The organism is Hoeflea sp. 108 (assembly GCF_000372965.1).
Classification (GTDB): Bacteria; Pseudomonadota; Alphaproteobacteria; order Rhizobiales; family Rhizobiaceae; genus Aminobacter.
On the sequence record NZ_KB890024.1, the window covers coordinates 1,152,253 to 1,176,398 of the forward strand.

The 24,146-nt window shown below is 63.3% G+C and carries 18 protein-coding genes; 10 read left to right on the plus strand and 8 right to left on the minus strand.

Annotated features, from left to right (window positions below):
• Positions 1-5: 5 nt before the first annotated feature.
• From B015_RS0105705 to B015_RS0105735, 7 genes are all read right to left on the minus strand, one after another.
• Positions 6-740 carry a membrane protein gene (locus B015_RS0105705; RefSeq protein ID WP_026226936.1) on the minus strand — a complete coding sequence of 245 codons (735 nt, stop codon included), beginning with the start codon at positions 738-740 and terminating at the stop codon, positions 6-8.
• An 11-nt stretch (positions 741-751) separates the two neighbouring features.
• A complete protein-coding gene (locus B015_RS0105710; protein WP_018426708.1) occupies positions 752-2,008 on the minus strand; it encodes a glycosyltransferase family 4 protein in 1,257 nt (418 codons plus the stop codon).
• A 2-nt stretch (positions 2,009-2,010) separates the two neighbouring features.
• Positions 2,011-2,850, minus strand: coding sequence for a class I SAM-dependent methyltransferase (locus B015_RS0105715; RefSeq protein WP_018426709.1), 840 nt, complete (start codon positions 2,848-2,850; stop codon positions 2,011-2,013).
• Positions 2,847-5,096: a glycosyltransferase gene (locus B015_RS0105720; RefSeq protein ID WP_018426710.1), complete on the minus strand. Its 2,250-nt coding sequence runs from the start codon at positions 5,094-5,096 to the stop codon at positions 2,847-2,849. Before B015_RS0105720 ends, B015_RS0105715 begins: the two co-directional genes overlap by 4 nt.
• 74 nt (positions 5,097-5,170) lie before the next feature.
• On the minus strand, positions 5,171-5,830 hold the full coding sequence (locus B015_RS0105725) for a calcium-binding protein (RefSeq protein WP_018426711.1): 660 nt from the start codon (positions 5,828-5,830) through the stop codon (positions 5,171-5,173).
• Positions 5,831-6,191: 361 nt separating this feature from the next.
• A complete protein-coding gene (locus B015_RS0105730; RefSeq protein WP_018426712.1) occupies positions 6,192-7,604 on the minus strand; it encodes an HlyD family type I secretion periplasmic adaptor subunit in 1,413 nt (470 codons plus the stop codon).
• Positions 7,601-9,370 (minus strand): type I secretion system permease/ATPase, encoded by a 1,770-nt coding sequence (locus B015_RS0105735; RefSeq protein ID WP_026226937.1) that lies wholly within the window; start codon positions 9,368-9,370, stop codon positions 7,601-7,603. The genes B015_RS0105730 and B015_RS0105735 overlap by 4 nt, the downstream gene beginning before the upstream one ends.
• 194 nt (positions 9,371-9,564) lie before the next feature.
• Between B015_RS0105735 and B015_RS0105740 the strand changes: the two genes are divergently transcribed.
• The 8 genes from B015_RS0105740 (at position 9,565) to B015_RS0105775 (ending at position 20,359) form a co-directional block, all read left to right on the plus strand.
• A complete protein-coding gene (locus B015_RS0105740; protein ID WP_245262131.1) occupies positions 9,565-10,152 on the plus strand; it encodes a MarR family transcriptional regulator in 588 nt (195 codons plus the stop codon).
• 45 nt (positions 10,153-10,197) lie between these two features.
• A complete protein-coding gene (locus B015_RS0105745; RefSeq protein WP_018426715.1) occupies positions 10,198-11,412 on the plus strand; it encodes a glycosyltransferase family 4 protein in 1,215 nt (404 codons plus the stop codon).
• Between the two features lie 210 nt (positions 11,413-11,622).
• Entirely contained in the window at positions 11,623-13,095 is a 1,473-nt protein-coding gene (locus tag B015_RS0105750) for a DUF6212 domain-containing protein (protein ID WP_026226938.1), read from the plus strand.
• The gene (locus B015_RS0105755) at positions 13,082-15,754 is read left to right on the plus strand and encodes a glycosyltransferase (RefSeq protein WP_018426717.1); all 2,673 of its coding nucleotides are present in this window, start codon (positions 13,082-13,084) and stop codon (positions 15,752-15,754) included. Before B015_RS0105750 ends, B015_RS0105755 begins: the two co-directional genes overlap by 14 nt.
• 41 nt (positions 15,755-15,795) lie before the next feature.
• Positions 15,796-16,974: a polysaccharide pyruvyl transferase family protein gene (locus B015_RS0105760; protein ID WP_018426718.1), complete on the plus strand. Its 1,179-nt coding sequence runs from the start codon at positions 15,796-15,798 to the stop codon at positions 16,972-16,974.
• Positions 16,975-17,012: 38 nt separating this feature from the next.
• On the plus strand, positions 17,013-18,185 hold the full coding sequence (locus tag B015_RS0105765; RefSeq protein WP_018426719.1) for a polysaccharide pyruvyl transferase family protein: 1,173 nt from the start codon (positions 17,013-17,015) through the stop codon (positions 18,183-18,185).
• Positions 18,172-19,326 carry a hypothetical protein gene (locus B015_RS0105770; protein WP_018426720.1) on the plus strand — a complete coding sequence of 385 codons (1,155 nt, stop codon included), beginning with the start codon at positions 18,172-18,174 and terminating at the stop codon, positions 19,324-19,326. The genes B015_RS0105765 and B015_RS0105770 overlap by 14 nt, the downstream gene beginning before the upstream one ends.
• Positions 19,327-19,408: 82 nt before the next feature.
• Positions 19,409-20,359 (plus strand): hypothetical protein, encoded by a 951-nt coding sequence (locus B015_RS0105775; protein WP_018426721.1) that lies wholly within the window; start codon positions 19,409-19,411, stop codon positions 20,357-20,359.
• Between the two features lies 1 nt (position 20,360).
• Here the strand turns inward: B015_RS0105775 and B015_RS0105780 are convergent, their stop codons facing one another.
• Complete coding sequence (locus B015_RS0105780) at positions 20,361-21,935, minus strand: globin-coupled sensor protein (protein ID WP_018426722.1); 1,575 nt, start codon at positions 21,933-21,935, stop codon at positions 20,361-20,363.
• Between the two features lie 177 nt (positions 21,936-22,112).
• Here B015_RS0105780 and B015_RS0105785 point away from each other — a divergent pair, with 177 nt between their 5' ends.
• Positions 22,113-23,333 carry an NAD(P)-binding domain-containing protein gene (locus tag B015_RS0105785; protein ID WP_018426723.1) on the plus strand — a complete coding sequence of 407 codons (1,221 nt, stop codon included), beginning with the start codon at positions 22,113-22,115 and terminating at the stop codon, positions 23,331-23,333.
• 149 nt (positions 23,334-23,482) lie between these two features.
• Positions 23,483-24,106 carry a type II CAAX endopeptidase family protein gene (locus tag B015_RS0105790; RefSeq protein ID WP_018426724.1) on the plus strand — a complete coding sequence of 208 codons (624 nt, stop codon included), beginning with the start codon at positions 23,483-23,485 and terminating at the stop codon, positions 24,104-24,106.
• Positions 24,107-24,146 lie beyond the last annotated feature (40 nt).

A 24,146-nucleotide genomic window follows, 5' to 3' on the forward strand; every position in this document is an offset into this window, starting at 1 on the left:
GTGCCTCAGCCCCGTGCCATCAGCGCCATGGCGGCGCCCGCTGCAAAACCCACCAGCACGAAAAGCAGCAGCAGCAACGGCTTCAGGTCCCCGTTGGATCGCTTCTGCAGTCCGCCAAGGGTCTTCTCCATCCGGGCCACCACGCCGTCGAGTCGCATCAGGTGGACGTCGAGATCGCTCAGTCGCTGCGTGATTTCGGTGCGCAAGCTGGTGACGGCGGTGCTGATATCGGCAAGACCGACGGCCTCAGCCTCGCCGGTGTCGTCGACCTGCTGCGTGCGCAGGAAGGAACGCTGGGAGACCTGCAACTGCCGTTGTGCCGCCATCAGGACGTCCAGCCTGTCGAGCACCTTGGTGAGCGGTGCGGCGATCAGGGCTCCGGCGGCCTGCTCGTCGGGGCGGGGGACGCGCAGCGCCTGCTCGTTGCCTGTGCCGCTCACTGCCATGACGACGAGGTCGGAAGCTCGCGAGGCCGCCGGCTCCGGCAGCATGATTTCGAAGGCATGCTTGCCGTCGCCGATGCCGTTGCGCCGGAGATCGGGACGCTCGCGGTCGGCGACCGCTTCGGCAATCGTCTTGCCATCAAGCGTCGCTCGGATCGCCAGCCGCTTGTTCGGCTCGGCGGGATCGAAGGCCCAGCCGAAGACGCAGCCCTGATCTATGGCGTCGACGCGGCCATTCACCGGCTTGGTGTTGTTCTGCTCGGCCATAGCGCTTGGTTTCTCGGCACCAACGGGCATTCAACTGTTCCTCATGCTGCTTGGACACGCGCCGGCTTGATCGCCTCGATCAGCTCGAGGTAGCGCCGGGCGGTCGTATCGATGTCGTCGGGTTGGCGTGCGTTCCCCGAAAGCCTGTGCCGCAGCTCAGGCGCCTCGGCGATGCGGCGCATGGCGCCAGCGAGCGCGCGTGGATCGTTGGGCGAAACCCCCAGGCCGTTGACCCCGTCTTCGACCAGCTCGGCCATGCCGCCGATGTTGCTGGCGATGACCGGTCGCCCTTGTGCCTGGGCTTCCTGGATTACCAGCGGCGCATTCTCCCACCAGATCGACGGCACGACCGTGCAATCGACGGCGGCAACGAGTTCGGCGACGTCCTCCCGCCGATAGGGGCCGCGCCGTTGCACAGTCGGTGCCGTCTCGCTGAAAAGGCGGTCGACCTCCGAGACAAAGACTTCGCTCTGAAACGGGACGCCGCCATGGACGCGCAGTTCGAATTCGAGGCCTTCTTCGATCAGCAGTCGGGCCGCCTCGAGCAGGACCGTCGTTCCCTTCCAGGGATTGAGATTGCCGAAATATCCAAATACCGTCGGACGTCCGGCGCGATCTGGCGTGGCTATTGGCTTGGGTCGGACCGGCAGGCCGTTGGGGATCACGCTTATGGCGTCCTCGGCAAGCTCCCAGTTGACGTAGCGCTGCCGCAGGAAGCGGCTTGGCGCGACGAAGTGGTCGACCGTGCTCAGCAGCGCCTTAAGATGGCGTTCCCGCAACGCAAACCGATCGAGCGGAATGTCCTTGAAGCAGGCGTGGCATCGGTCCGGGCTAGCGGTGTGGCAGAGCTCCTTGCCGCTGGTCCGGACCATCAGGCCGTCGTGGTGGCAGATCGGATAGTAGTCGTGCAGCGTCATGACAATGCGGCAGTCCGGCAGCGTCCGGCGGACGATGTGTGGAAACTCGGCGCCGATCAGCAGCAGGTGATGGATATGCACCACATCCGGCCGAAAGTCGGACAGCAGTTCCACCAGGTCCGGAACGACGCCGTAGAGGTCGACCTGGCTCATGTAGAAGCGGTCGAAATGGCCCGACCACAGCAGCACTTCGTCGGCCGCGTCGCCGAGCCCCTGGAAGCTCGTGCCGGGCCGGATCTGGCGATGAACCTGGTTCGTTGCCCCGAGGAAAAGCGCCTCGTGACCGGCTCGCTGGTAGGCGCGGAAAAGGTCGTGCGCGAAGATCTCGGTGCCGCCGGGATGGAGGGCCGGATGGTTGTGCGCCGCTACAAGGATGCGCATGCTTACCGCTGGGCTCCGCGGCATTCGGCGACATAGAGGTCCTGGTAGTGGTCGGCGTCCTGACCGCGCCAGTGGCCGAGGGATTTCAGGCTGACGACAAGCCCGGCCTTCTCCAGCGCCTGGTCCAGGAAGCCGTCGTCGAACCCGACGGCTGCAAGCGGCGGCATTTCGGGAACGTGCCAGCAGGGTCCATCGCCGTCGCGCACGAAGCCGAGCCTGGGATCGCGCCTGCCGGACGCGTTTGCCGCAGCGATTTCGTCGACGACGAAGGCGGTCATGAACAAGCGTCCGCCCGGCTTGAGCATCCTGGCGACCTCTCTCAGGTAGACGAGAACTTCGTCTGGCGGCAGGTGCGTGACGACCGATGTCATGATCACGAAATCGAACTGCCGCTCGGGATAAGGAAGCTTCAGCGCCTCGCCGCTGATCTTGCCCTGAGGGTTGTAGAGCTTGTGGGCGATGTCGAGCCGCTGGAAGGTGAAATTGGGATAGACAGGGGTGACGAAACGCCGGCACCAGGCGATGCCGCCCTCGACCGGATCGAGCCCGCTGTAGCGTCCCTTGCCGACATCAAGATATTGCGTCAGCGGAACGGCCATGCGGCCAATGCCGCAGCCTATGTCGAGCACGCGATGCTCCGGCCGCAGGCCACCCAGGCGAATGAAATGGCCAAGAAACTCCGCCCCGACGGCCCGGAAATCGCCGTCGCCGACGAACACGCTGCCTGCATCTGGCTGCGGCAGGAAGCGGTTGTTCAGGACCGCCTCCGTCAGCCAACTGACGCGAACCCTCTGGGCCGTTGGGGCAGGCCGGGTCTCATGGCGGAGAACCGCTTCGCTCATGCGGCGTTCCTTTTCGTCGCTTCGATGTCCATGGAGGCGTCATTCGCGCGGGCGCCGTGGGAATAGGCAGGCATCAGCGCGGCGATGTCGTTTTCCCAACGCTCGGTGTGCAGCCAGGAATTGTACTGGCTGGCGACGCCGCGCATGTAGTCCTGGCTGCGACTGATCGACCGGCGCTCGAAATGATAGAGACAGGCCGCAGGCTCGTAGGCGATTTCCAAACCCAGCCGCCGAATCTTGAGGCAGAGGTCGCTGTCTTCGTAGTCGCCGATGACATAGTCCTCGGTATATCCGTCGACCCGCTCATAGGTCTCCCTGAGCGTTACGAGGCAAGCTCCGGTGACGCCGGGAACGTTGCGTGCGCCTTGTGCCGGCGGATAGCGTCCGGGCATCCCCTTGTAGAAATGGTGATTGAGCCAGATACCGCGCTGGTCGCGGCCGAAATAGAGCCCGGCATGTTGCAGCGAGCCGTCCTCGAAGATCAGCTTCGGGCCGATGGCGCCGAGTTTGCGCTGTTCGAGGAGCGGTCGCGTCAGCAACTGGAGCCAGCCCGGGTCGCGCGGCACGACATCGGAGTTGAGCATCACCAGAACCGTGCCACGCGCAAAGCGAGCGCCGGCGTTGCAGGCCCGGGCGTAGCCGCCATTGCGGTTCATCACGACGAGCTTCATCGGCAGGTCGTGCAGGATATGCAGCCCACCCAGCATGTGCTTCGTCTCGTCCTCGATCTCGGGGGAATCCAGAACGAAGATGATCTCGGCGTTTTCCGCCAGCCACGGATCGGTAGCCATGCCGGACAGTTGAAAACGGAGGAAATCGAGGACCCGGTAGAGCGGCACCACGATCGAGACGAGCGGCGCTTTGCGTGGCTCGCCATAGTCCTTGGTGTGGTCGACGCTGATGGTCCGGCCCAACGCGCGCTCGACGCTTTGGAGGGCCGGGGCCAGAATGGTCCGGAACGCATCGTCGACTGCATGCTGCGGGGGCACGGCGCGCAGGATGTGGTTGCGCTGCGCTCCTGGTTCGACGGGCTGCGGCTTCGGCACGAGCGGTTTGACCGCACCGGACGCGAGCCGCAGCTGGAACCGGGGCTGGAGCAGCGGGCCAAGCGGCTCGTTCAACGGAAGCCAGGCGACAAAGCCTGTCACTGCGGTCTTGGTATTGGTCTTTGCTTCCCGGCTCCAGGCCGCGAACTCGTACCAGTTGCCGTCGAGGGGCAGGGCCGTGCCGTCCTCCTTGAGATAGTCGATGCCGGCAAGGGTTGAAGTCTGATCGTTGGTCCAGCCGCCGGCGAGCAGGCCGTCCGGCAAGGCAAGCGCGAGGTCGACGGCGGCATGCATCTGGGGCCTGGCGACTTGCCGGGCCGGAAGCGGAGCCCGCTGCTGGAGGTCGATTGCGGCTGCCGTGCCGCTGCCGGCCATCGTCGACAGTTGCCGCACGACGAACTCGCGCAGCCCCGTGCCGCCGCGCTGTTCCGCCCACCATTTTTGAAAATCGGGGTGGCGCGGATTGCAGTTCGGCAGGTTGCGGACCGCGATGCCCCGCTTGCCCAGGAACATGATGTGGAACGGTCGGGCAGGCTGGGGCGTGTCGAGAATGAAATGGCAGGACTGCCAACCGCGCTCCGAACCGCTGCCGACGACGAATTGTAGCGGCAGCCGCAGAACCGAACCGGCGCCGATGGCATAAATGCCGGTGATGTCGCCCAGGTCAGGGCTCATGTCGGTCTCGATGAGATAGCGGCGGGGCGCGATCTGGCAGACGGAACTGGCAAGCCGCGGCGCCGGCACAAGACTGAAGACGGCATCCTCGACGACACTGCCGAAGAGTTCGTCGCGCGACAGCCGGAATGCGCTGCGCCACACGGTCAGCAGATTGTTCAGGAACTTGACGCGGCCTTCCGGCGAAAGGTTGCCCAGCAGCGTCTCCACGTCGAGAAGCGGCAGCCGTGCGGCCGGCTTGAGCGTCAACGCCTGCTGTGCGTTTCCGTCCGTCGTGGCGATCTGTACATCTTCTGCGTCGTATCCCGGCTTCACTGCCCACAGCACGCACTGCCCGCCGTCGGCCCGCGGAAGCGTCATGCTGACGAGCGGGACCGGTCGGGATTGCATGGCCAGGGTGAACTTGCCCAAGGCTGGTAGTTGCGCGGGGATGTCCCAGGCCACGACAGCCACCTCCGAGCAAAGCTGGAAGGCCTGTGCCAGGCTGGAGCCGCCGCCGGCGACCTTCGAACGGTCGGACGTCACGCGTTGGTCCTTTGGATCTGTTGGAGAGGGGCGGCGTGCCCCGCAGGGGGAGTTCAGGGCACGCCGTGTCAGGCTCAATGGACGGTGAAATAGTGGTCCGGATTGGCCTGCATGTCCTTTGCATCGACATTGACGAGCGTCAGCGTGTCGCCATGGCCGAGGTCGATCACGACATTGCCACCGACCTGGGTGATGCGCGAAGCCAGATCGTCGGGGGAGGAAATGTCGAGGCCGTTGATGTGCTTCGAGATCTGCAGCAGGTCCTCGCCGGGGGTGAAGTCGAGGATGACGTCGTTGCCGCCGCCGCCATCGAAGACGAACAGGTCGTTGCCCTTGCCGCCGACCATGATGTCGTCGCCCTTGCCGCCGTTGAGGATGTCGTTTCCAGCACCGCCGAACAGGAAGTCGTTACCCTTGCCGCCCATCAGGATGTCGTTGCCGTCGCCACCATGGAGGATGTCGTCACCGTTGTCGCCGAACAGCATGTCGTCGCCGGGACCGCCGTTCAGGATATCGTTGCCGTTTCCGCCATAAAGGATGTCCGCTCCGTCGCCGCCGAACAGAGTGTCATTTCCATTGTCGCCAAACAGGACGTCATCGCCGCCATGCCCGTAGATGATGTCGTTTCCGTTGCCTCCTTTGACGAGATCATCGCCGCCAAGGGCGCGAATGATGTCGTCAAAGCGGGAGCCAAACAGGACGTCGTCATATGCGCCGCCTTCCAATGTGGCCATCTGCTTCTCCTCTTAGCCGTTTTGAACGCGCCTATCGTCGGTGGGATCCGAGGATTACGCGAGATCATTGTGCGGCGCAAAGAAGATATTCGCAACATGTGCAGAAGCATAAAATGATGATTTTTGATAAAAAATTGCTAAAGACAAGTAAATATCAGCAATTAAAACAGAAAATATATGAACAATAAAAGGATTGTAATTCTGTATTTCACGCAGTTTGTTTCAAAATTCAAACTAAATTCGGGCGTATTTGAACAGCGCTCCATGCTCCGCCGGTTCGTGTTCCGGCAGGCGCCGGAAGGCGAACAGGCAGCGTTGGGCATGGCCGGCATTTTCCGGCCTAACTCACGCCGAGTTGGGATCAATCTTCCCTGAAGGCGCGATTGAAGCTGTCGGTGACGGGAGAGACGAGGTAGTCGATCGCCCGGCGTGGCTTGTGCACGATCAGCACCTCCGCCGGCATGCCGGGATAGAGCCGCATGTCCGGGTTCGCCGCCAGCGAGTTCGGGTCGACCTGGGCTCGCGCGACGAAATAGGCCATGTTCGATTTTTCATCGACCGACTGGTCGGCGGCCACATAGATGACCTTGCCTGCCACGGGCAGATGCGAGCGCTGATTGTATGCCGTCAGCCGGATCTGCGCCTGCGAGCCGACGGCGATGCTGTCGATGTCGCGCGTGCTGACATGCATCTCGATGAGCAGCGGCTCGCTTTCCGGCACGATGTCGAGCAGCGCTTCGCCTGGTGTCACGGCACTTCCAGGCGTGCGCACGCGGATGTTGGTGACGATGCCAGCCTGCGGCGAGCGAATCTCGAGGCGGCGCAATACGTCCTTGGCACCGACAATTCTCTCCTCGACGTCAGCAAGCTCGAGGCGGGCTGTGGTGATTTCGCCGGCAATTTCCGACTGGAAGTCGCGTTCGATTCCCGTCAGCGCAAGTTCGGCGCCTGCCTCGGCCTTTTCGGCCTGGGCTCTCTGGCCGGCAAGCTCTCCGCGTCTTGCTGCGAGCTCGTTGAGCCGCGCATCGATCTCAATTAGCTTGGAGCGTTGGGCAAAGCCCTTGTCCACCAGCGTTGCGATGGCCGATCTCTGTTCGTTGATGAGGCCGATCTGCCGGTCGATTGCATCGACCTGGATGGTCAGGAACTTGGATCGCTCGGCATATTCCTCGATCGTCGTGCGCTGGATGCCGTTGCGCCCGGTCTTGGACTCCAGGCGCTTGTCGAAGAATGCGCGTTCGGCCGCCATGGCGTCTTGGATCGCAGCGTCGCTGCTGCCGGCAAATTCGTCGGGGAAGCCAATCACCTCGCTGCCAGCCTGTTCCGTCTTTAGTCGCGCCAGCTTGGCATTCAGGCCGATCCGCCGGCTCTCCAGGCCTTGCAGATCGGCGCGGGCCCGCGTGTCCTCAAGCATTATCAAGGGCTGGCCGGTCGCGACCTGGTCGCCTTCCTGCACCAGCACTCGGCTCAGCACGCCACCTTCGAAATGGCTGACCGTCTTGCGTTTCGAATCGACGACGACCGTGCCGCTAGCCACCGAGGCGCTGCTGAGGTCGGCGAAGAATGCCCAGCCGAGAAATCCGCCGAACGACACCAGGATCGTCGTCAACCCCGCAATGACGAGGCGACGGAGCGGCGAGCGGGCTCTGCCCTCGGCCATCTCCAGCTCCATCGCGCTTGTGGGCAGCGGCGGCCGTGGCTGATGGTTCGCGATTGCGGGCCTGCTGACAGGCTGGATCTCGGCCCGTGCCGACGATGTCGATTTGTGCATCATGATGCCACCACCTCGCGCGACGGTTGGGCTGACCTCATCGAGGCGACCACATCAGTGCGCTCCCCGAACTGGGTGATGCGTCCATTTTCAAGGACGAGCAGCTTGTCGGCGACTTCCATGATCGTCGGCCTGTGGGCGATCATCACGACAATGGCGCCGTCGTCCCTGGCCTTTTCGATCGCACGGACGAGCGCGCGCTCGCCGACGGCATCGAGATTGGCGTTGGGCTCATCCAGCACGATCAGCCGGGGACGGTCGTAGAGGCAGCGGGCAAGCGCGATGCGCTGCTTCTGTCCGCCCGACAGGGTCAGTTGGCCGTCGCCGACCGGCGTGTCGTAGCCAAGGGGCAGGCGGCCGATCATGTCGTGGACGTCCGCCAGCCGTGCGGCCTCGAGTACCCTGTGCGGGTCGCTGTCTTCCATTCGCGAGATGTTGTCCCGGATCGTCCCTTCAAGCAGCGAAACCGATTGTGGAAGATAACCGACCACCCGGCCAAACGAGCCGCGCTCCCAGAGATAGACATTGTTGCCATCGAGAAAGATGCCGCCCGACGTCGGCTTGAGCACGCCGACCAGCAGCCGCGCCAAGGTCGATTTGCCCGCTGCGGAGGGGCCGACCAAGCCCAGCACCTCGCCGGGGGAAAGGGAGAAGGAAATGCCCTTTATGATTGGCACGTCCATACCGGGCGCAGCGTAGACCAGCTTGTCGACGACGAGGTCGCCATGTGCATGTGGCGTCGGCATCGCCTGGCGCACCGCCAGGTCCTCGTTCAGGCTTGCCTCGAGCCGCCGCCAGCCGGCAATCGCCAGGACCCATTGCCGCCAGTTCTCGATGATGGAATCGAAGGGCACCAGCAGCCGGCCAACAAGGATGCTTGCCGCCATCATGGCGCCGGGGCTGACTTCCTGTTTTAGCACCAGCAGCGCGCCTGCCGCGAGTGTTACGACCTGAATCACGTAGCGGAGCACGCGGGTGATCGCCGACATCGCCCTGCTTCTGCTGCCGCTGCTTTCGAGCGCTTCCAGCGCATGCATCTGTGCGCCGCGCCATCGCCGAGCCAGCGCCGGCAACATGCCCATCGCCTCGATCGCCTCAGCGTGACGAAGCGATCCGGCAATTTTCGACACCGACTCAGTGTTGGTCTGGCTTGCCTCTTTCATCAGCTGGCGCGTGAGCAGGTCTGTAACGACACCGCAGCCCAGCAGCAGCGCCACCGAAATCGCGCCGACCATGCCGAAAAGGGGATGCAGCAGGAACAGTGCGCCCAGGAAGATCGGCGACCAGGCGGCATCGAGAGGTGCGCTGACGGCCGACGAAGTGAGGAAGCCGCGCAGCTCCGTCAGATCGCGCAGCGACTGGCTTGCGCGCGAAACCCCCTGGTCGACGGAGGCCTGAACCGCAGCCGCCAGCAGCGGCAGGTTCAGCCATCGCGTCACCGCACTCGCCATCGCCTGGAACGACATGGCACGGATGAACTCGAGCACGCCGTAGATTACCAGCGCGCCGACCGCCAGAACCGTCAGCATGACGAGGGAATCGATGCTCTGGCTGTTTAGCACCCGGTCGTGTACCTGCAGCATGAACAGCGGCATCGTCAGCTGAAGCAGGTTGATGCAGGCGCTCAGCAAGGCCGCATAAAGGAGCGTCACGCCAAATACACGCCTTGCCTGCAGGACGAGCAACCTCGGATTGAGTGTCCCGTTTTGGGTGGCAGCTGCCCCATTTTGGGTCTTGCCAACTGGCTTTTTTCGAACAGTATCGAACATGGGCGATTTGGCCTGGGGCTTACGTGTTTCGTGATTTGAGGTTATTATCTGCATCTCATGCAGAGCATATTGCAACATCGCTGTCGTCAGTGTGACACAAAAAATATAACACTCTCAAGGGCGGGAATCCGGGGTGGGACGTTGTTGAATTTTACTTCAAGTTTTGAAGTAAATTACAAAAATAGGAGAGAGGGATGACACAAGGACTTCTCTACCCATCCATGGGTCTGGAAGACGTTGTATTAATGCGGAACGGAGGCGACAGGCTGCACGTCGCCCCTGACCAGCCGCGACGCGATCAGCCTCAGCGCGAGCAACAGCTCAGCGATGCTCCGCAGGTCTCGTGTTTCGACCTGGCTCGGCTGCTCGAGCGATCCAGCCGGCGCTTCTCTGGCCTGGTGAGCGCGGAGCTTACGCGGCTGGGCGTCGACGACATCGGTCCTGCCCAGGTGATGGTTCTGCTGGCCATCGGCGACACCGAGCTCTCGGTCGGCGAACTGCTCGATCGCGGCAACTATGTCGGCTCGAACATCTCGTACTACCTGAAGCAGTTGACCGATGGCGACTACATCGATCGGGTCACCTCCCAGCGCGACAAACGCTCGGCTCGAATCAGGCTGACGGAGAGGGGCAGGCAACTCTGCGCCGATCTGCGGGAAGCGGCGAAGGCCTTTGAACGGGCATTTTGCGGGGAGCAGGACCTGAGGGATCTCGCAACCGCCTTCCAGGCGCTGCACCGGCTCGAGCTGGTGTGGGCCAATGCCGCGCGCTACGGCGTTTGATGTGCGGCTGAGGGTCGGTTCCTCGTCGCAGGCTGGCTGAACGTCATGCACGTAGCCTTCGTGCATCGGCGTGGCTTTGGCCAGTTCGCCGCCCTCGCTGCGCATCTGGCGCAGGCCGGAAACGAGGTGAGCCTGGTAACTGAGGCCGTGGATCAGCGGATTCCGTCGGTGCGTGTCGTGCGCCACCGGTCGGAGCCGGGCCCGCGGGCGCATCCGCAGATGGCCCGCCATCTCGGCATACCCGATCACCATGCCCGGATCGGCCATCGCGTCGCCGAGACGTTCGACGCGATGGCGCGCCAGGGTCAAAGCCCTGACATCGTCATCGGCCACATCGGCTGGGGCAGCATGATGTTCGTGAAGGACGTGCTGCCACATGTGCCGGCACTCGGCTACTGCGAATTCTTCTATCGGGCAGATGGAGCGGATATCGGATTTGCCCCGGACAGCCAGCCCGACCTCGAAACGCGCAAGCGGATCAGGCTTCGCAACATGGCGCAGCTCATTTCGCTTGAGGCGCTTGAGGGTGGCATAAGTCCGACCCAGTGGCAGAGGGGTCTTTATCCGGCGGATGCGCAAGCGCGCATCACCGTGTGTCACGAGGGGATAGATACGCAGCGTATGCGTCCCGATCCGATCGCCTCCCTGAAGCTGCCGGACGGACGCGTGCTCAAGGCCGGCAACCCTCCCATCGTCACCTTTGTTGCGCGCGACCTTGAGCCCTACCGTGGCTTTCCGCAGGCACTGGAGGCGGCGTCCAAGGTCATCCGCAAACACCCCGACGCCCTGTTCGTCTTCGTCGGCGGCAACGGCGTGAGTTACGGCGCGCCGGCTCCCGGCGGGGTATCGTGGAAGGAGCATCTGCTCGCGTCGCTGGATCTTCCGGAGGGCAGGGTGATTTTCCCAGGCCCGGTTCCGTATGCGGTCTTGCGTCAGCTCTTCCAGATTTCCGCGGCCCACCTCTATCTGACCTACCCGTTCGTCCTTTCCTGGTCGGTCCTCGAGGCGATGGCCTGTGGTGCGCTTGTCATTGGTTCCGATACCGCTCCCGTCCGCGAGGTCATCAGCTCGGGCCGCAACGGCATCCTGGTGCCGTTCTTCGATACGGACGCTCTTGCCGAGTCGATCCTCGATGTCCTGAAGAGTCCCGACGGCTTCTCCGACCTCAGGATCGCCGCGCGCCGGACGATCGAGCAGCGCTTCAGGCTGGGTGAGTGCATCGCCAGTCAGGCTGGCCTGATTGCGAAAATGACGGGATAGACCTTGCTCCTGTTCTTGAAGTTCGGATTGTGTGATTATTACTTCAATTTTTGAAGTATAGTTGGAAGTAAATTCCTAATTTTTATTATTGTCCGCAGCTTCGATTGTTGCTACGTGTCTCTTCGAATGATTGCCAATGATTTTCGTATCTGAGTAAATTCAGATTTCGAATTATATTGTTTTTATTGAGGGTGATGCGTGCAAATGTTGATGTCTTCTGGCGGGAAGCAATCGACGGCGAGTATAAAACTGATTGCCGCGTCGGATATTGACCGGGACAATCTTCAAAAGGCTGGAATTGACCATCTCGTCGTCTTTCTCGGCGACGGCATTCGCTCGCAGCCAATCCTCAAGAACACCTTTCCTCTCATTGCCGTAGCCTTTTCGGACGAGGCTGAAGCTGATCTGAAGGATGGTCTCGTTGCGCTCAGGCGGCTTGCAACGGTGCCGGAAGTCCCCATTCAGCGGCTCGATGCCCGAAACGGGGCCGAGATGTGCGCGCTCATTGTTGCGCTGGCCGAGGGTGGGTTGGGGCGGCTGTCGCGGTTCACCGCCTCAATGTCCTCAGAACTCGCCATGCTTCGTCGGGAGCGTGAAGTGCTGTTCGAAAACTACCGCGCGCTCGAAGACGCATTCCAGGCGCGCAACTGGGAGCCGACGACGGAAGTTTTCGGTCACGACCCATACGTCGACCCCAAAGACGAAGGCATCGGCCAGTTGCTGTCGAGCGCCTATGTCGAGCAGCTTCTGCCTGTCTCCAGCCAGGGCGTCGCCGGCATCGCCCTTCATCTCCATTCGGTGCCGAAGGATGGTGCTGAACTGGTCGTCACGATGAGTTATGTCGAGAGCCGAGAGGGCGTGGCCGAGTGGAGCGTTCCCGCCTCGAAGCTCGTCGCGAGCTGGAATTTCTTCTCGCTGCCCCGAGCTTGTGGATTGGGGGCGAAGACATTGCGGCTGCGGGTGTCGACCACGGGCCACGAGATGATCGGGCTGTCGCTCGGTTTCCCGATTGCCAGCGAGCGCTACACGGCGCGGACGGAAACGTCGCATCCCGACCTCGATTTCAGGCCGCTGGCATTCCGCGTGTTCACGGGACTGCCCGGTGTCAAGCCGGCCCGCATGCCCAATATGATTGCGCCCACCGATCTGCTCGACGGCCAGTTCATCGAAGATTATCGCCTGGCGCCGGATCTCTTGAGCCGCATCGTCGATGTTTCGGTCTCTCCTGTAGTCCCCGAGTTCCAGACCGTCCGCTTCCTCGAGCATGAGCACGCGGTTGTGTGCCATCCGCTGCCGAGCGGAATTTCCGCCGGCGCCGTCAGCCGCGCGGTTGAGCCTGGCACCATTTCGTTCTCGGCGAATGCTGTGATCGACCATCCGGAAGGCGCTCCGGCGGCCGTCAGTTTCCTGCTTGCCCCGGCAAATGCCAACGCTCGCTCCGAAGTGGCGGAGCTGGTGCGTACCGGTTCGGCAAAACCGTCGGCCTTTTTCAGCGGCTGGCGCGAGGTCGGCCCCGATCAGTCAATCAACATCAACATGCACATGGACGAACCGGTGCGTGCGCATATGGATCTGATGATCCTGAGTCGCGCCGTCACCGGTTCGGTCGATTTCTCCTGGCTCAAGGTATCGGGCTTCCGGCTGGTCAAGCAGTCGGGGGAGGCGATCAATGCCCGCCGGTAAGCACGATCTGATTGTCGTGGCGATGCCGCTTTACGGCCATGCCGCGCTGGCCATGGAGGCGCTGGAATCCGTCCTGGCTTCGACTGTTGCCAATTGCCGGATCGCCATTGTCGTGTCGGTCGACGGCGACCCGCGGCACGAGGCTTTCGACCTGCTGCTGCTTTATGCAGCCAGCCATCCGCAGATACATGTGGTGTTCGGCCCCAATGCGGGGCCGGGCGGGGCGCGCAATCGCGCGATCGACTACGTGCTTGAAAACCTGCCTGAGGCCAAGGCGCTCTATCTGCTCGATGCCGACAACAGGGTCTTGCCGGGCACCATCGAGACGCTCTACGAGCAACTGCTCACAAGCGGCTGCGGCTGGGTCTACACCAACATCGACACCTTCTCGGTGAACTGGCGCGCGCACTACGGCAACCGCTATTCGCGGCTTGTCCACTGTATCACCGACAACATCTGCGACACCGGCTCGATGATCTCCATCGACGTCTTCCTGGCCGGCGTGCGCTTCAACGACGACCGGCAGAACGGCTTCGAGGATTGGGAGTTCTGGCTTTCCTGCATCGAACATGGGTTCGTCGGCGTCCCCTCGCACGACACCACCTTCGAATATCGGTTGCGGGCTGAAAGCCGCTTCAAGGAAGCCAATCGCGAACGTGCCACTTCGGTCAGCTTCCTGAGGAAGCGCCACAAGGCGCTTTTCCAGCGTCCGATGCTGGTCGAATTCGAGCATGAGGAATGCCCGCGCTATCTATTCGCGCGCACCGAAGATGCGGCCATCTCATTCTTCACCGACCCGACCAAGCCGCCGAAGATGCTTCGCCTCGACGACATCATCCCGGATTTCTGGGCTAGCATCGGCGAACCCGACAACGTCCACTTCCCGCCTTTCCTGATCGCCGGCAGCGGCGCGACGCTCGACCTTTTGCGACGGTCGCGCATGTTGCCCAATGTGCTTTGCCACCTGGAGCGCTTGAGTGAGAAGGCGAACATCGTCTTCGTCCAACTCGGCAACGATGCGACGCAGCGCAAGATCGAACCGGTGATCCTGGAGTCGGGCACCTCCCAGGCTGCTTCTCCGGACCTCATCTTCATTCCGACGTCGCTCGTGCGTGACGTGATCCAGAACAACGCGCTCGACTGGTTCGCCTCGATCGGCAACCAGCAAGTCTGGCCCACCTCGGCCGTGCTGAAGGTGCGGTTCCCGTTCCCGAGGAGCCGGCCGCGGCGGTCGCTGATCACGCCCCAGCAGGTGATGATCAACTGCGTCAACGCCATTGCAACGAGCCCGTTGCGCCAGACAGCCGGTGCGCGCTGGACATGGCGGCCGGCGCGGCTTGTGCCTTTCGCCGATTTGTACAAGTCGCTGCGCAAGGAGATCGGCGGCTCACCCGTCCTGCCGCTCGGCCACAGTGACGGCAAGCGCACTGCTGCGCTGCTCGTGCCCAATGCCTCGTTCGGCGGTGCCGAGAAGGTGGTCTATGCGGCTGCGCGCGAGCTGAAGAAGGCCGGGTTCGAGACCCATCTTTTCGTGCTCGGCACCCAGCGCATGGACGTCATCGACGAGTTCGATGCTAGCTTCGATCACATCCATTTCTGGAATGAGGGCATTCCGGCCTGGGGAGGTTCGGGCCAGTTCCTTGGCCAGGACTTCATCGCCGAGCACCACGACGTCGACTGGGGCGCGCTGAAGGGCCAGCTCTCGGGCTTCGACCTTGTCATCAACAACCACGTCATGTCGGTTCATCCGCTGATCGCGCGGCTGCGCTCGGAGGGAACGCGCACCGCCTGCTATCTGCACGTCGTCGACAACACCTCGTTCAAGCGACCGGCCGGCCAGCCCTTCGCGGCAATCGCCCATGAACATTGCTACGACTCTTTCCTGACGTGCTCGGAGCAGCTCAAGATCTACCTTCGCAGTTTCGGCGTGCCTCTCGAAAAGGTCTTCGCCGTGGCCAATGGCGCGAGCTTTTCGGTGCCTCCCAAGGCGCTTGCCGAAGTGGTGTCGGCAAGACGGGGAGAGCGCAAGGACGATCGGCTCCGCATCCTCTATATGGGACGGTTCGACCAGCAAAAGGGCATCGACCGCCTTGCTGCGACGATCGCAGAGCTGCACGCCGCGCGCGTTCCCGTCGAAATCAGGGCGATCGGAGGCGAGATTCTCGCCGATTCCGCCGTTTCCTGGACTGAGCAGCTGAAGGACCTCGGCGTCGACGTGCACCCGCCCGTCTTCGCCAGCAAGGAACTGATCAAGGCGCTGGGCTGGGCCGACGTGCTGGTCATGCCCTCGCGGTGGGAAGGCGCTCCCTTGATGATTGCTGAAGCCCAGCAACTCGGCTGCGTTCCCATCGCCACCGGCGTCGGTGCCGTGGGCGAACTCATCATCCATGGCGAAGACGGCATCCTCATCGATGCCGACGTCGATTCCCAGGTGGTGCGGCAGATGGTCGGGGTGATCGAGGAAGTTGCCCGCGATCGCCGCAAGCTCGTTCCGCTCATGGAGGGCTGCCTCAACTCGGCGGCTCGAAGGTCGTGGACAAGTTCATTTTCGGAATTCCTCGGTTGGTGTGACGGCGCGGTGAACAATTCATCGCTGTCGCGCGCATCGATCATGCGCCGGCCAGAGGCGGCCGACGTTGAGGTCGCGGCGGCGGGCTGAAGCGCGTCCACCAGTTCTATCAAGCAGAAAGGTCTAGTTGTATGCGTCCAAGGATCCTCGTGACGGGCATTCCTGGCCACTATTCGCGCCTTGCAAACGGCGCCAACGGATTGGCCGTCTCCTATTCGGAACGGCAGAAGCAACCCGAGTCGAAGGACGAGTTCCTCCAGGAATTGCGCAACATCAGCAACACCGGCAACTACCTGATCGGCGAGGGTGCTTTGCGCGCGCTGGCGCCCCATGCCAAGCAGGTGCCGTTCTGGCATCTCTACAATTGCAGCCGCAACGGGGAGGGCTTCGACCAGTTCAATTCCAGCTTCGACATCTGCGTCTTCACCTGCGCCAACTTGCTGCGCAAGGGCCTGTCCGCCGACGCGGAAGCTGAGGTGTTGAGCAAGCTCAAGATGCCGATCGTCATGCTCGGCATCGGTCAGCAGAACCGCAAGGACCTCGAAAATGCGCTGCCCGAGGGCACGAAGCGGCTCTTGAGCATCCTCAAGGAGCGGGAGCACTATTTCCTGACGCGCGGTTTTGAAACCACGGGTTTCCTGAAGGACCAGGGTTTCTCCAACGTCCAGCCGACCGGCTGCCCATCCGTCTATTTCATGCCCGACAACATGCGCCGGTCGCTGAGGAAGCTGCCCGGCGTGCAGGTCGGCAAGGCGCGGACCATCTTCTCGGGCTACCTCGGCGGCAACCAGGACGCGATCATCGACGCCAACGCGCTGGAGCCGCAGGATTCGGTTCCCCAATATGTCGTCCAGGACGAGTTCCTGCATTTCGACATGAGGGTGGAGCCGAATGCCGAAGGGCGCGTCTACGACTCGTCCTCCGGAAAGATGATCGGCGATCTCGCCTATCCAGGCACCGATCGGCTCAAGAAGCCGTTCGAAGTGCGCACCTTCTTCGATAACAACCAATGGCGCGCCTGGGCCTCGTCGATGGACTTCAATTTCGGCCGCAGGTTCCATGGCTCGATCATTGCCATGCAGGCAGGGGTGCCGAGCCTCATGGTGGCGGTGGACGACCGCATGCGCGAAATGCTGGGCTTCACCGGCTTGCCGTCCATCGACGCAACCGATGTCGACAAGGCCGAAAACCGGGCCGAGTTTGTCGCCGATCATCTGGCCGGTCTCAACGCGTCCGAACTGGTCGACCGCTACTCCGATCGCGAACGCAACTTCCGCACGGCGTTGCGCGAGATCGGCATCGGCCATTAGCCGCCCCAAAAGTCTCAGGCACTATTTCAGGGAACATCATGCGCATCCTGCTTACGGGCATCCCATCATATCTGCAGCGAACCGTGGCGAGCGTGTCCGGGGCGGAGGTTCGCCACAGGCCCTATTTCGACGACATCCGCACCAAGGCGGATCTGATCGAGCAGGTCAGGAAAATCGCCAACACCGGCAACTATCTGATCGGGGAGGGCGCGGCCTACAGCCTGAAGGCGCATGACGTGACTTATGTGCCGTTCTGGCACCTTGCCCGCAGCTGCGATTCGGCGGAGGCCTACGAGCGCCTGAACCAGGAGTTCGACATCTGCGTCTTCGCCTCTGCAAACTTGCTCCGGCCGGGCTACTCCGCAGATCTGGAAGCGGAAGTGTTCGAGAGGCTGAAGATGCCGGTCGTGGTCATGGGCATCGGCATTCAACGCAAGGAAGGCCTCAAGGAGAACCTGCCTGCCGGCACCCTCAAATTCCTCGATGTCCTCAAGCGCAAGGAGAGCTTCTTCCTGACGCGCGGCTATTTCACTGCCGAGTTCCTGAGGGAGCAGGGCATGAAGTTCGTGAAGCCGACAGGCTGCCCGTCGCTTTATTTCAACCCGGCGGGGATGCAGCGCTCGCTGGGCGCCCTCGCCAATCCCGATCTGGCGAACGCCCAGAAAATCGCCTTCGGCGGTTATCTCGGCAGCGTTGCCGATACGATCGTCGACGCGCATGCGCTGCTCAAGCCGACAAGCGTCGCAAGCTATGTCATCCAGGACGAGGTGATCGCCTATAATCTGTCCTTGTCCGGTGACGATCACGCGCCGGTCTATGACAAGGCCAGCGGCCGCATTACCGGGGCGACCTCCTACAAGCATTCCGAAAAGTGGCAGCGGGACCATGAGCTCGTGGTCTTCTTCGACACGAACCAGTGGCGAAGCTGGATCGCCACCCGAGATCTCTGCTTCGGCCGCCGATTCCATGGCTGCATCATCGGCATGCAGGCCGGGGTGCCGGCGCTCATGATCGCCGTCGACGACCGCATGCGGGAAATGCTGGAATTCGTCGGCTTCCCCTACATGGAAGCGGCGACGTGGAACCGCGAGGTCGACAAGAAGGCCTATCTCGCCAACTTCCTTTCCAAGATCGATACGCAGGCCGTGACCGACCGCTACTCGGCCTGCGAAGCCAATTTCCGAAGCGCACTTAGCCATGTGGGCCTGTAGTTTCAGTCCAAGGAGAAGGCCAATCAGGCTTCTGCTTGGCCTGCTGCTGGCTGTCTGGGGCGTCGCCGCAGCGCCGGTTGCCGATGCCGGCGAGACGCAAGGCGCCCGCATCGGGGTCAACCGAATGAATCTCGCCTGGCTGTCGAAAGACGGCCAGGAGAGGGTGCTTGCGGAGATGGCGGCAAACGGCATCACCCACGCCCGTCTTTCGCTGTCGCGACCGATCAACAAGAGCATCGAGGCCCTCGAGATTGCAAACGGCCTTGGAATGCGGGTTCTTCTCGAGATCCAGCTGACGAACAAGAGCTACTATCCAGAGACGGCTCGCCCCCGCAGCGGCTTCGGCCGCATCTGGGATGTCAACCGGCTCTCGGAACTCGACCTTGACCTGTACCGCACGGGATTGCGCGACGCCCTCAGCCGCATCGATGCCCTGGGCATTCGTCTGGAGGCGGTCGAGCCTGGAAACGAGATCAACTTCAGCGCCTACAATGGTGACCTCCTTGTCTATCATCGCCCTGGCGAACCGACCCCGCGCAGCATCGCCGACCTGGCGGGCCGGGCGGCCTTCGAACAGGGGCTCGACAAGTATCTGGAGGCGGTGAAGGTCACCCGCGAAGAGGTGCGGCGTACCGTTCACAGCAGCGACGCCGCCATCATCTCGGCGGGTCTGTCCGACCTGAGCGCCGGCTGGGCCGACAGGAGAGGCATGGAGCGGCTCGATCCGCACGAGGTCATTGCGCTGCTGCGCAAACGTGGCCTCGACAGCCTGGTCGATGCCTACGGCATCCACGTCTATCCGGGACAGAAGCCGGCGCCGGCCCTTTCGACACAGGTGAGGCGCATCCTCGACTTCTGCGGCACGGACAATGATGGCCGGCCCTGCTGGGTGACGGAATGGGGGATCGCGAATACGGCGCGCGACTGCCCCGTAGACGACCGGAAGCGTGAAGATGCCGTGCGGACCGTGCGCACGGTCTTCCAGCAGCTGATGGACGAAGGGCGGCTGACGGCGGCCTACTACTACGATTGGGATACCGAGAATTCATACAGCCTGTGGCGTTGCGGCCGGCTGAGCCCTGCGGGGGCGCTGGCCGTCGCACCGGCCGGAGCCAAGGAGCCGCGGGCCGTTGCGCCTTGAGCGGAGCATGCTTCGGCAGGCGGAAAATTTAATGTAGCGGCAATGCGTATTGCCGGAGTATTCCAAAATTCAGGAACAGGACTTGCTTATCTATTCCGACGAAAACCTAGAGGTGTTTCACAGACCGGGATCGTCGGGCTATGTTCTTGCAACATTCAACGAAATGGAGATGCAGGCAAACGGCAGCCGCTTCTGGGGACAGCGGTTTTGCGAGAAGGCTGACATCGCCGCTCTCGGCTTCATCAGCCGGCGGCCCAACTGGTTCCCGGCGGCGAGCATGGTGAAAGCGAGCGCTGCTGTCGCGCCAATCCTGCGGCAGGCAACCGAACGCATCCTCTACGGCCACTCTCAGGGTGGCTACGCGGCACTCCGCTTCCGGCGGCTTCTTGATGCCGATGTCGTGATCGCCTTCTGTCCGCAGATTTCCATCGATCCCAAGACTGTCCCCTTCGACGGCCGCTTCACGCGCCACTTCGCGCCCTCGCTTCATGACGGCATGGAGATCGCGCCCGAGCACGCGGCCGGCCGCGCCTATGTTTTCCATGATCCGTTTCATGCCGTCGATCGCGAACACGCGGAGCGGATCGCGGCACGGCAGGAACGTACACGGCTTGTCCCGGTGCACATGACCGGCCACGGCACCATCAGGGCCTTCACCAGGACGGCGCGCGCGCTTGCGCTCATCGAAGCCTGCCGGGCCGACGATGCGTCAGGCCTGCGCGGTCTCGTTCGCGTAGCTAGGATCGAAGCCGCCATGCGGCCTTATCAGATCGCGCTCACCGCAATTGTCCGTCATCCCGCCTGGGCCGACCGGCTTTACGAACGGTTCGCCGAGACGTTCTCGCCGGTGCAGCGGGGCAACTACCTCTACCACCGGGCCAACAAGCACATCCGCGACGGCGAACTGGCGACCGCGCGCAACATGCTTGTCGAAGCGCTGGCCCTTCAACCCGGCAATGCCGGGCCAGCCCGTCGCCTGCAGGAACTCGACGCCCGCATCGCCCGCACGAGCGAGTCGGTGACGGCGTCGTAACTTACCTTGAGGGATTGGGCTTACCGGTGCCCACCACCCTCAGCGAAGGTTGCGGCCTGCGGTGGCGGGGGCCGGAAGTGCCGCGAGGCAAATGCTCGGTGATCTCGAAATGAGCCACGCTGGTTGCCAGCGCTGACGCTTCCTCGGCAAGCGCGTGCGATGCGGCGGTCGATTCCTCGACCATGGCGGCGTTCTGCTGCGTCACCTGGTCGAGCTGGTTTACCGCGTTGTTGATGCCCGAAAGGCCCACCGACTGCTCCTTGGCCGAATTGGCGATCTCGGCCACCAGTTCGCTGATCTCGGTCACCTTGCCGGTCAGCACTTCGAGCACATCGCCGGTCTGGCCGACCAGCCGCACGCCGGCGGCGACGCGTTCGCCCGAGGACGCGATCAGCGCCTTGATCTCGCGTGCGGCGTCCGCCGAGCGCAGCGCCAGGCTGCGCACCTCGGCGGCAACGACCGCAAAGCCCTTGCCGGCGTCGCCTGCGCGAGCCGCCTCGACGCCCGCGTTGAGCGCCAGGAGGTTGGTCTGGAAGGCGATGTCGTCGATGACCGAGACGATCTGTCCGATCTGCCTGGCCGAGCTGTCGATGTCGCCCATGGCAACGATCATGTCCCGCATCGCCTGGCTGCTCGACTGGGCGCTTGACCGGGCGTCCTGCGCCACGCCATCCGCCCGGGTCGCGCCGTTGGTCGTCTGCGCGGTGGTCTGCGAGATCTCTTCGAGAGCGGCGGCAGTCTCTTCCAGGCTGGCCGCCTGGTGTTCGGTCCGCCGCGCCAGGTCGTCGGCAGCCTGGACAAGCTGGGCCGAACCGTCGCGGATCGCGCCGGCATTGCCGTGAATGCGGCCGACAGCCTCCTCGAGCAGCTCCATGGCGCGGTTGAAGTCGGTCTTGATCTGCTCGTAGTTCGATGCGTCGAGGCCCTCGATCCGGTGGCTGAGCCGGCCCTTGGCGAGCTGGTCGATGGCCTCGGCCAGCGAGGCGAGTGCGTTGCGCTGCTCCTTTTCCGCCGCCTCGCGGGCGGCCTCGGCAGCAAGGCGGCGCTGCTCCGATGTTTCGAGATAGGTCGAGATCACCAGCTCCATGTCGAACAGCGAGGCCTTGAGCAGGGCGCTCAGCGCCTGGCTCGCCCGCACCAGCCCCGGCGCCTGGATACCCAGGCCCTTCGGCCAGAATTGCTCGAGGATGACCGACACCAACTGGTCGATGATCAGCGTGTAGCCGCCGACATACCAGCGTGGCTCGAGCCCGATATCGGCGTGGATACGACCGATCCGCTGTGCGGACTGGGCATAGTCGTCGCCGAAGTCGCCGGCCGCGATGGCGCTCCAGTGCTTGATCTGGCGTCCGCCGGCGACCTGCATCTTCTCGCGTCCGCCGCTGCCGATGCCGAAGAAGCGGCGCGCCTCTTCGAATTCGGCGATATGGCCGTAGAAGGTTTCCATCACCTTGGGCAAAGCCGCCTCGATTGCCGGCCGGACGGCGTTCAGGGCCTCGTGCGCTTCGGCGTCGAAACGGACGAAGGCAAGGCGGCGGGCGATTGCGGCGTCCGGGGTGATGGCGTGATCGGACATTTTTCTTCCTTTGGGGTGGCCGGCGGCCGGGCGCTTGCGCGATCTCGCTGCCGGCGAATGCTGAACCGCTGGCTAGGCCCCAAATGGTTCATTTTCGGTTTCCGCCAACACATTGAAATCACATGCGAAATATTGACGCGCCAGCAATGGTTGTCGGGCTGTGCGGGTGCTCACCTTATGCTGGAAGGATTGTGCTGCCGCAGGCGCGCCCATGCACTGGCCGTTGCGCCGTTCGCTGCGGCTGCCTATCTCTGCTCGGCCATGTCCGACCAAGCAGCCGAAATCCCCGCATCCGAACCGTCGCCCGCCCGCGGCGACGTCCGTACCGCCTACAAGACCGATATCGTGGTCATCGGTGCGGGGCAGGCAGGGCTTTCCACCGCCTACAATCTGAGAAAGCTCGGCCTTGAGCCCGGGCGCAACTTCGTCGTCCTCGACAAGTCATCAGGGGCAGGCGGCGCCTGGCAATATCGCTGGCCATCGTTGACGCTGTCGACCGTCAACCGCATCCACGACCTGCCTGGTATGCAGTTCGCCGACGTCGTCGAGGAAGGCGCCACCGAGGTCAGGGCATCGGTCGCCGTGCCGAAATATTTCGCCGCCTACGAGCGCGAGTTCGGCCTGCCGGTCTACCGGCCGGTGACGGTCAAGGTTGTCTGCGACCGTGGCGAGCGGCTGCGCGTCGAGACCGACCGCGAGACCTTCTCGGCCCGCGGCATCGTCAACGCCACCGGCACCTGGGAAACGCCCATCATACCCGACTATCCCGGGGCCGAGCGCTTCAGGGGGCGGCAGCTTCACACCCGCGACTATCGCAACGCCCAGGAGTTCGCCGGTCTGCATGTCGTCATCGTCGGCGGCGGCATCTCGGCGCTGCAATTGCTCGACGAGATTTCGCGCGTCGCGTCGACCACCTGGGTCACGCGCCGCGAGCCACAGTTCCGCGACCGCCCGTTCACGTCGGAGGACGGTCGCGCCGCCGTCGCCCTCGTCGAGGACAGGGTACGGCACGGGCTCGTCCCCGGCTCGGTCGTGTCGGTCACCGGCATCCCGTGGACACCGGCGCTCAAGGCCGCCCGCGAGCGCGGCGTGCTCAATCGCCTGCCAATGTTCAGCGAAATCACCGAAGACGGCGTGCGCTGGGCCGATGGCAGCGAGCAGCGCGCCGACGTGATCTTGTGGAACACCGGCTTCCGCAGTTCGCTCGACCATTTGGCGCCGCTGCAGATCCGCGAGGAGGGCGGCGGCATCACCATGTCCGGCCGCCTTGCGACACAGGTCGCCGGCGACCCACGCATCCATCTGGTCGGCTACGGTCCCTCTGCCTCGACCATCGGCGCCAACCGAGCTGGCGCCGCCGCTGCGCGCGAACTTGCCACCCATCTCGGGCTCGCCTGAGCAGCAAGGCATCCAGGGGGCGGCATCATTCCAGCAATGATTGGCATCGCTGGTAGTCCGGCCTCTTGTCGCCCTGCCAACCGCCGACCTTTACTTCGGCACGCGAGCAACTACGTTTGGCGCCATATCCACCGGGGCCGGTCCATCGCATGTCCGACACGCGTTCTATCGGCCCTCTCGTCCTGTTCGTTGCCATTTTTGCCGCAGGCTGGACCGCTTCAGTTGTCCTGGTCTGGCAGCTTGGTCTGCTCCCTGAGCCGGCCCGTCCCTGGTATCGCACCCTTTATTGGTGTGTTGCGGTCATCGTCTGGCTGTGGTGGCAGCGCCCGCAAGAACCCGGGAACTGGCTCGGCCTGGCCCCGGTCACCGCGCGCGTCGGCGCATTCACTGCCTTGGCCTTTGCCATTGTGCTGGGCTGGAACGTGCTGCGCGTGCGCGCCGTCGGCTCCACTGGCCAGCTGGCGGCCCTGCCGCCAGCTGAATATGGCTGGGTCGTCGTCGCTGCAGCCGTTGAAGAACTGGTGTTCAGGGGCATCATCCAGACCCGGTTGGTTCGGTATTGGCGCCCTGTCTCGGCCATCGGCGTCACCTCAGTCGCTTTCCTTGGTATCCATTTTCCGGGGTGGGTGCTGCTGCCGGCCATGCCTGACGCCACGACAATGACCTCGGTCTTTCTCATCGGCGCGGCCTGCGGGTGGCTGCGCCATTGGACCGGCAGCCTGTGGCCAGCTATAGCTGCCCACGTTGCGAATAATTTCGGCGCGTTGCTCTAGCCCACGGACAGGCTCGTTCCTGCCAGCAGGCCGCATCCAT

Coding starts and splice junctions, on each gene's coding strand:
- B015_RS0105705 (WP_026226936.1), bottom strand. CDS start 740: ATGCCCGTTGGTGCCGAGAAACCAAGCGCTATGGCCGAGCAGAACAAC.
- B015_RS0105710 (WP_018426708.1), bottom strand. CDS start 2,008: ATGCGCATCCTTGTAGCGGCGCACAACCATCCGGCCCTCCATCCCGGC.
- B015_RS0105715 (WP_018426709.1), bottom strand. CDS start 2,850: ATGAGCGAAGCGGTTCTCCGCCATGAGACCCGGCCTGCCCCAACGGCC.
- B015_RS0105725 (WP_018426711.1), bottom strand. CDS start 5,830: ATGGCCACATTGGAAGGCGGCGCATATGACGACGTCCTGTTTGGCTCC.
- B015_RS0105730 (WP_018426712.1), bottom strand. CDS start 7,604: ATGATGCACAAATCGACATCGTCGGCACGGGCCGAGATCCAGCCTGTC.
- B015_RS0105735 (WP_026226937.1), bottom strand. CDS start 9,370: ATGTTCGATACTGTTCGAAAAAAGCCAGTTGGCAAGACCCAAAATGGG.
- B015_RS0105740 (WP_245262131.1), top strand. CDS start 9,565: ATGACACAAGGACTTCTCTACCCATCCATGGGTCTGGAAGACGTTGTA.
- B015_RS0105745 (WP_018426715.1), top strand. CDS start 10,198: ATGCACGTAGCCTTCGTGCATCGGCGTGGCTTTGGCCAGTTCGCCGCC.
- B015_RS0105750 (WP_026226938.1), top strand. CDS start 11,623: ATGTCTTCTGGCGGGAAGCAATCGACGGCGAGTATAAAACTGATTGCC.
- B015_RS0105755 (WP_018426717.1), top strand. CDS start 13,082: ATGCCCGCCGGTAAGCACGATCTGATTGTCGTGGCGATGCCGCTTTAC.
- B015_RS0105760 (WP_018426718.1), top strand. CDS start 15,796: ATGCGTCCAAGGATCCTCGTGACGGGCATTCCTGGCCACTATTCGCGC.
- B015_RS0105765 (WP_018426719.1), top strand. CDS start 17,013: ATGCGCATCCTGCTTACGGGCATCCCATCATATCTGCAGCGAACCGTG.
- B015_RS0105770 (WP_018426720.1), top strand. CDS start 18,172: ATGTGGGCCTGTAGTTTCAGTCCAAGGAGAAGGCCAATCAGGCTTCTG.
- B015_RS0105780 (WP_018426722.1), bottom strand. CDS start 21,935: ATGTCCGATCACGCCATCACCCCGGACGCCGCAATCGCCCGCCGCCTT.
- B015_RS0105785 (WP_018426723.1), top strand. CDS start 22,113: ATGCTGGAAGGATTGTGCTGCCGCAGGCGCGCCCATGCACTGGCCGTT.
- B015_RS0105790 (WP_018426724.1), top strand. CDS start 23,483: ATGTCCGACACGCGTTCTATCGGCCCTCTCGTCCTGTTCGTTGCCATT.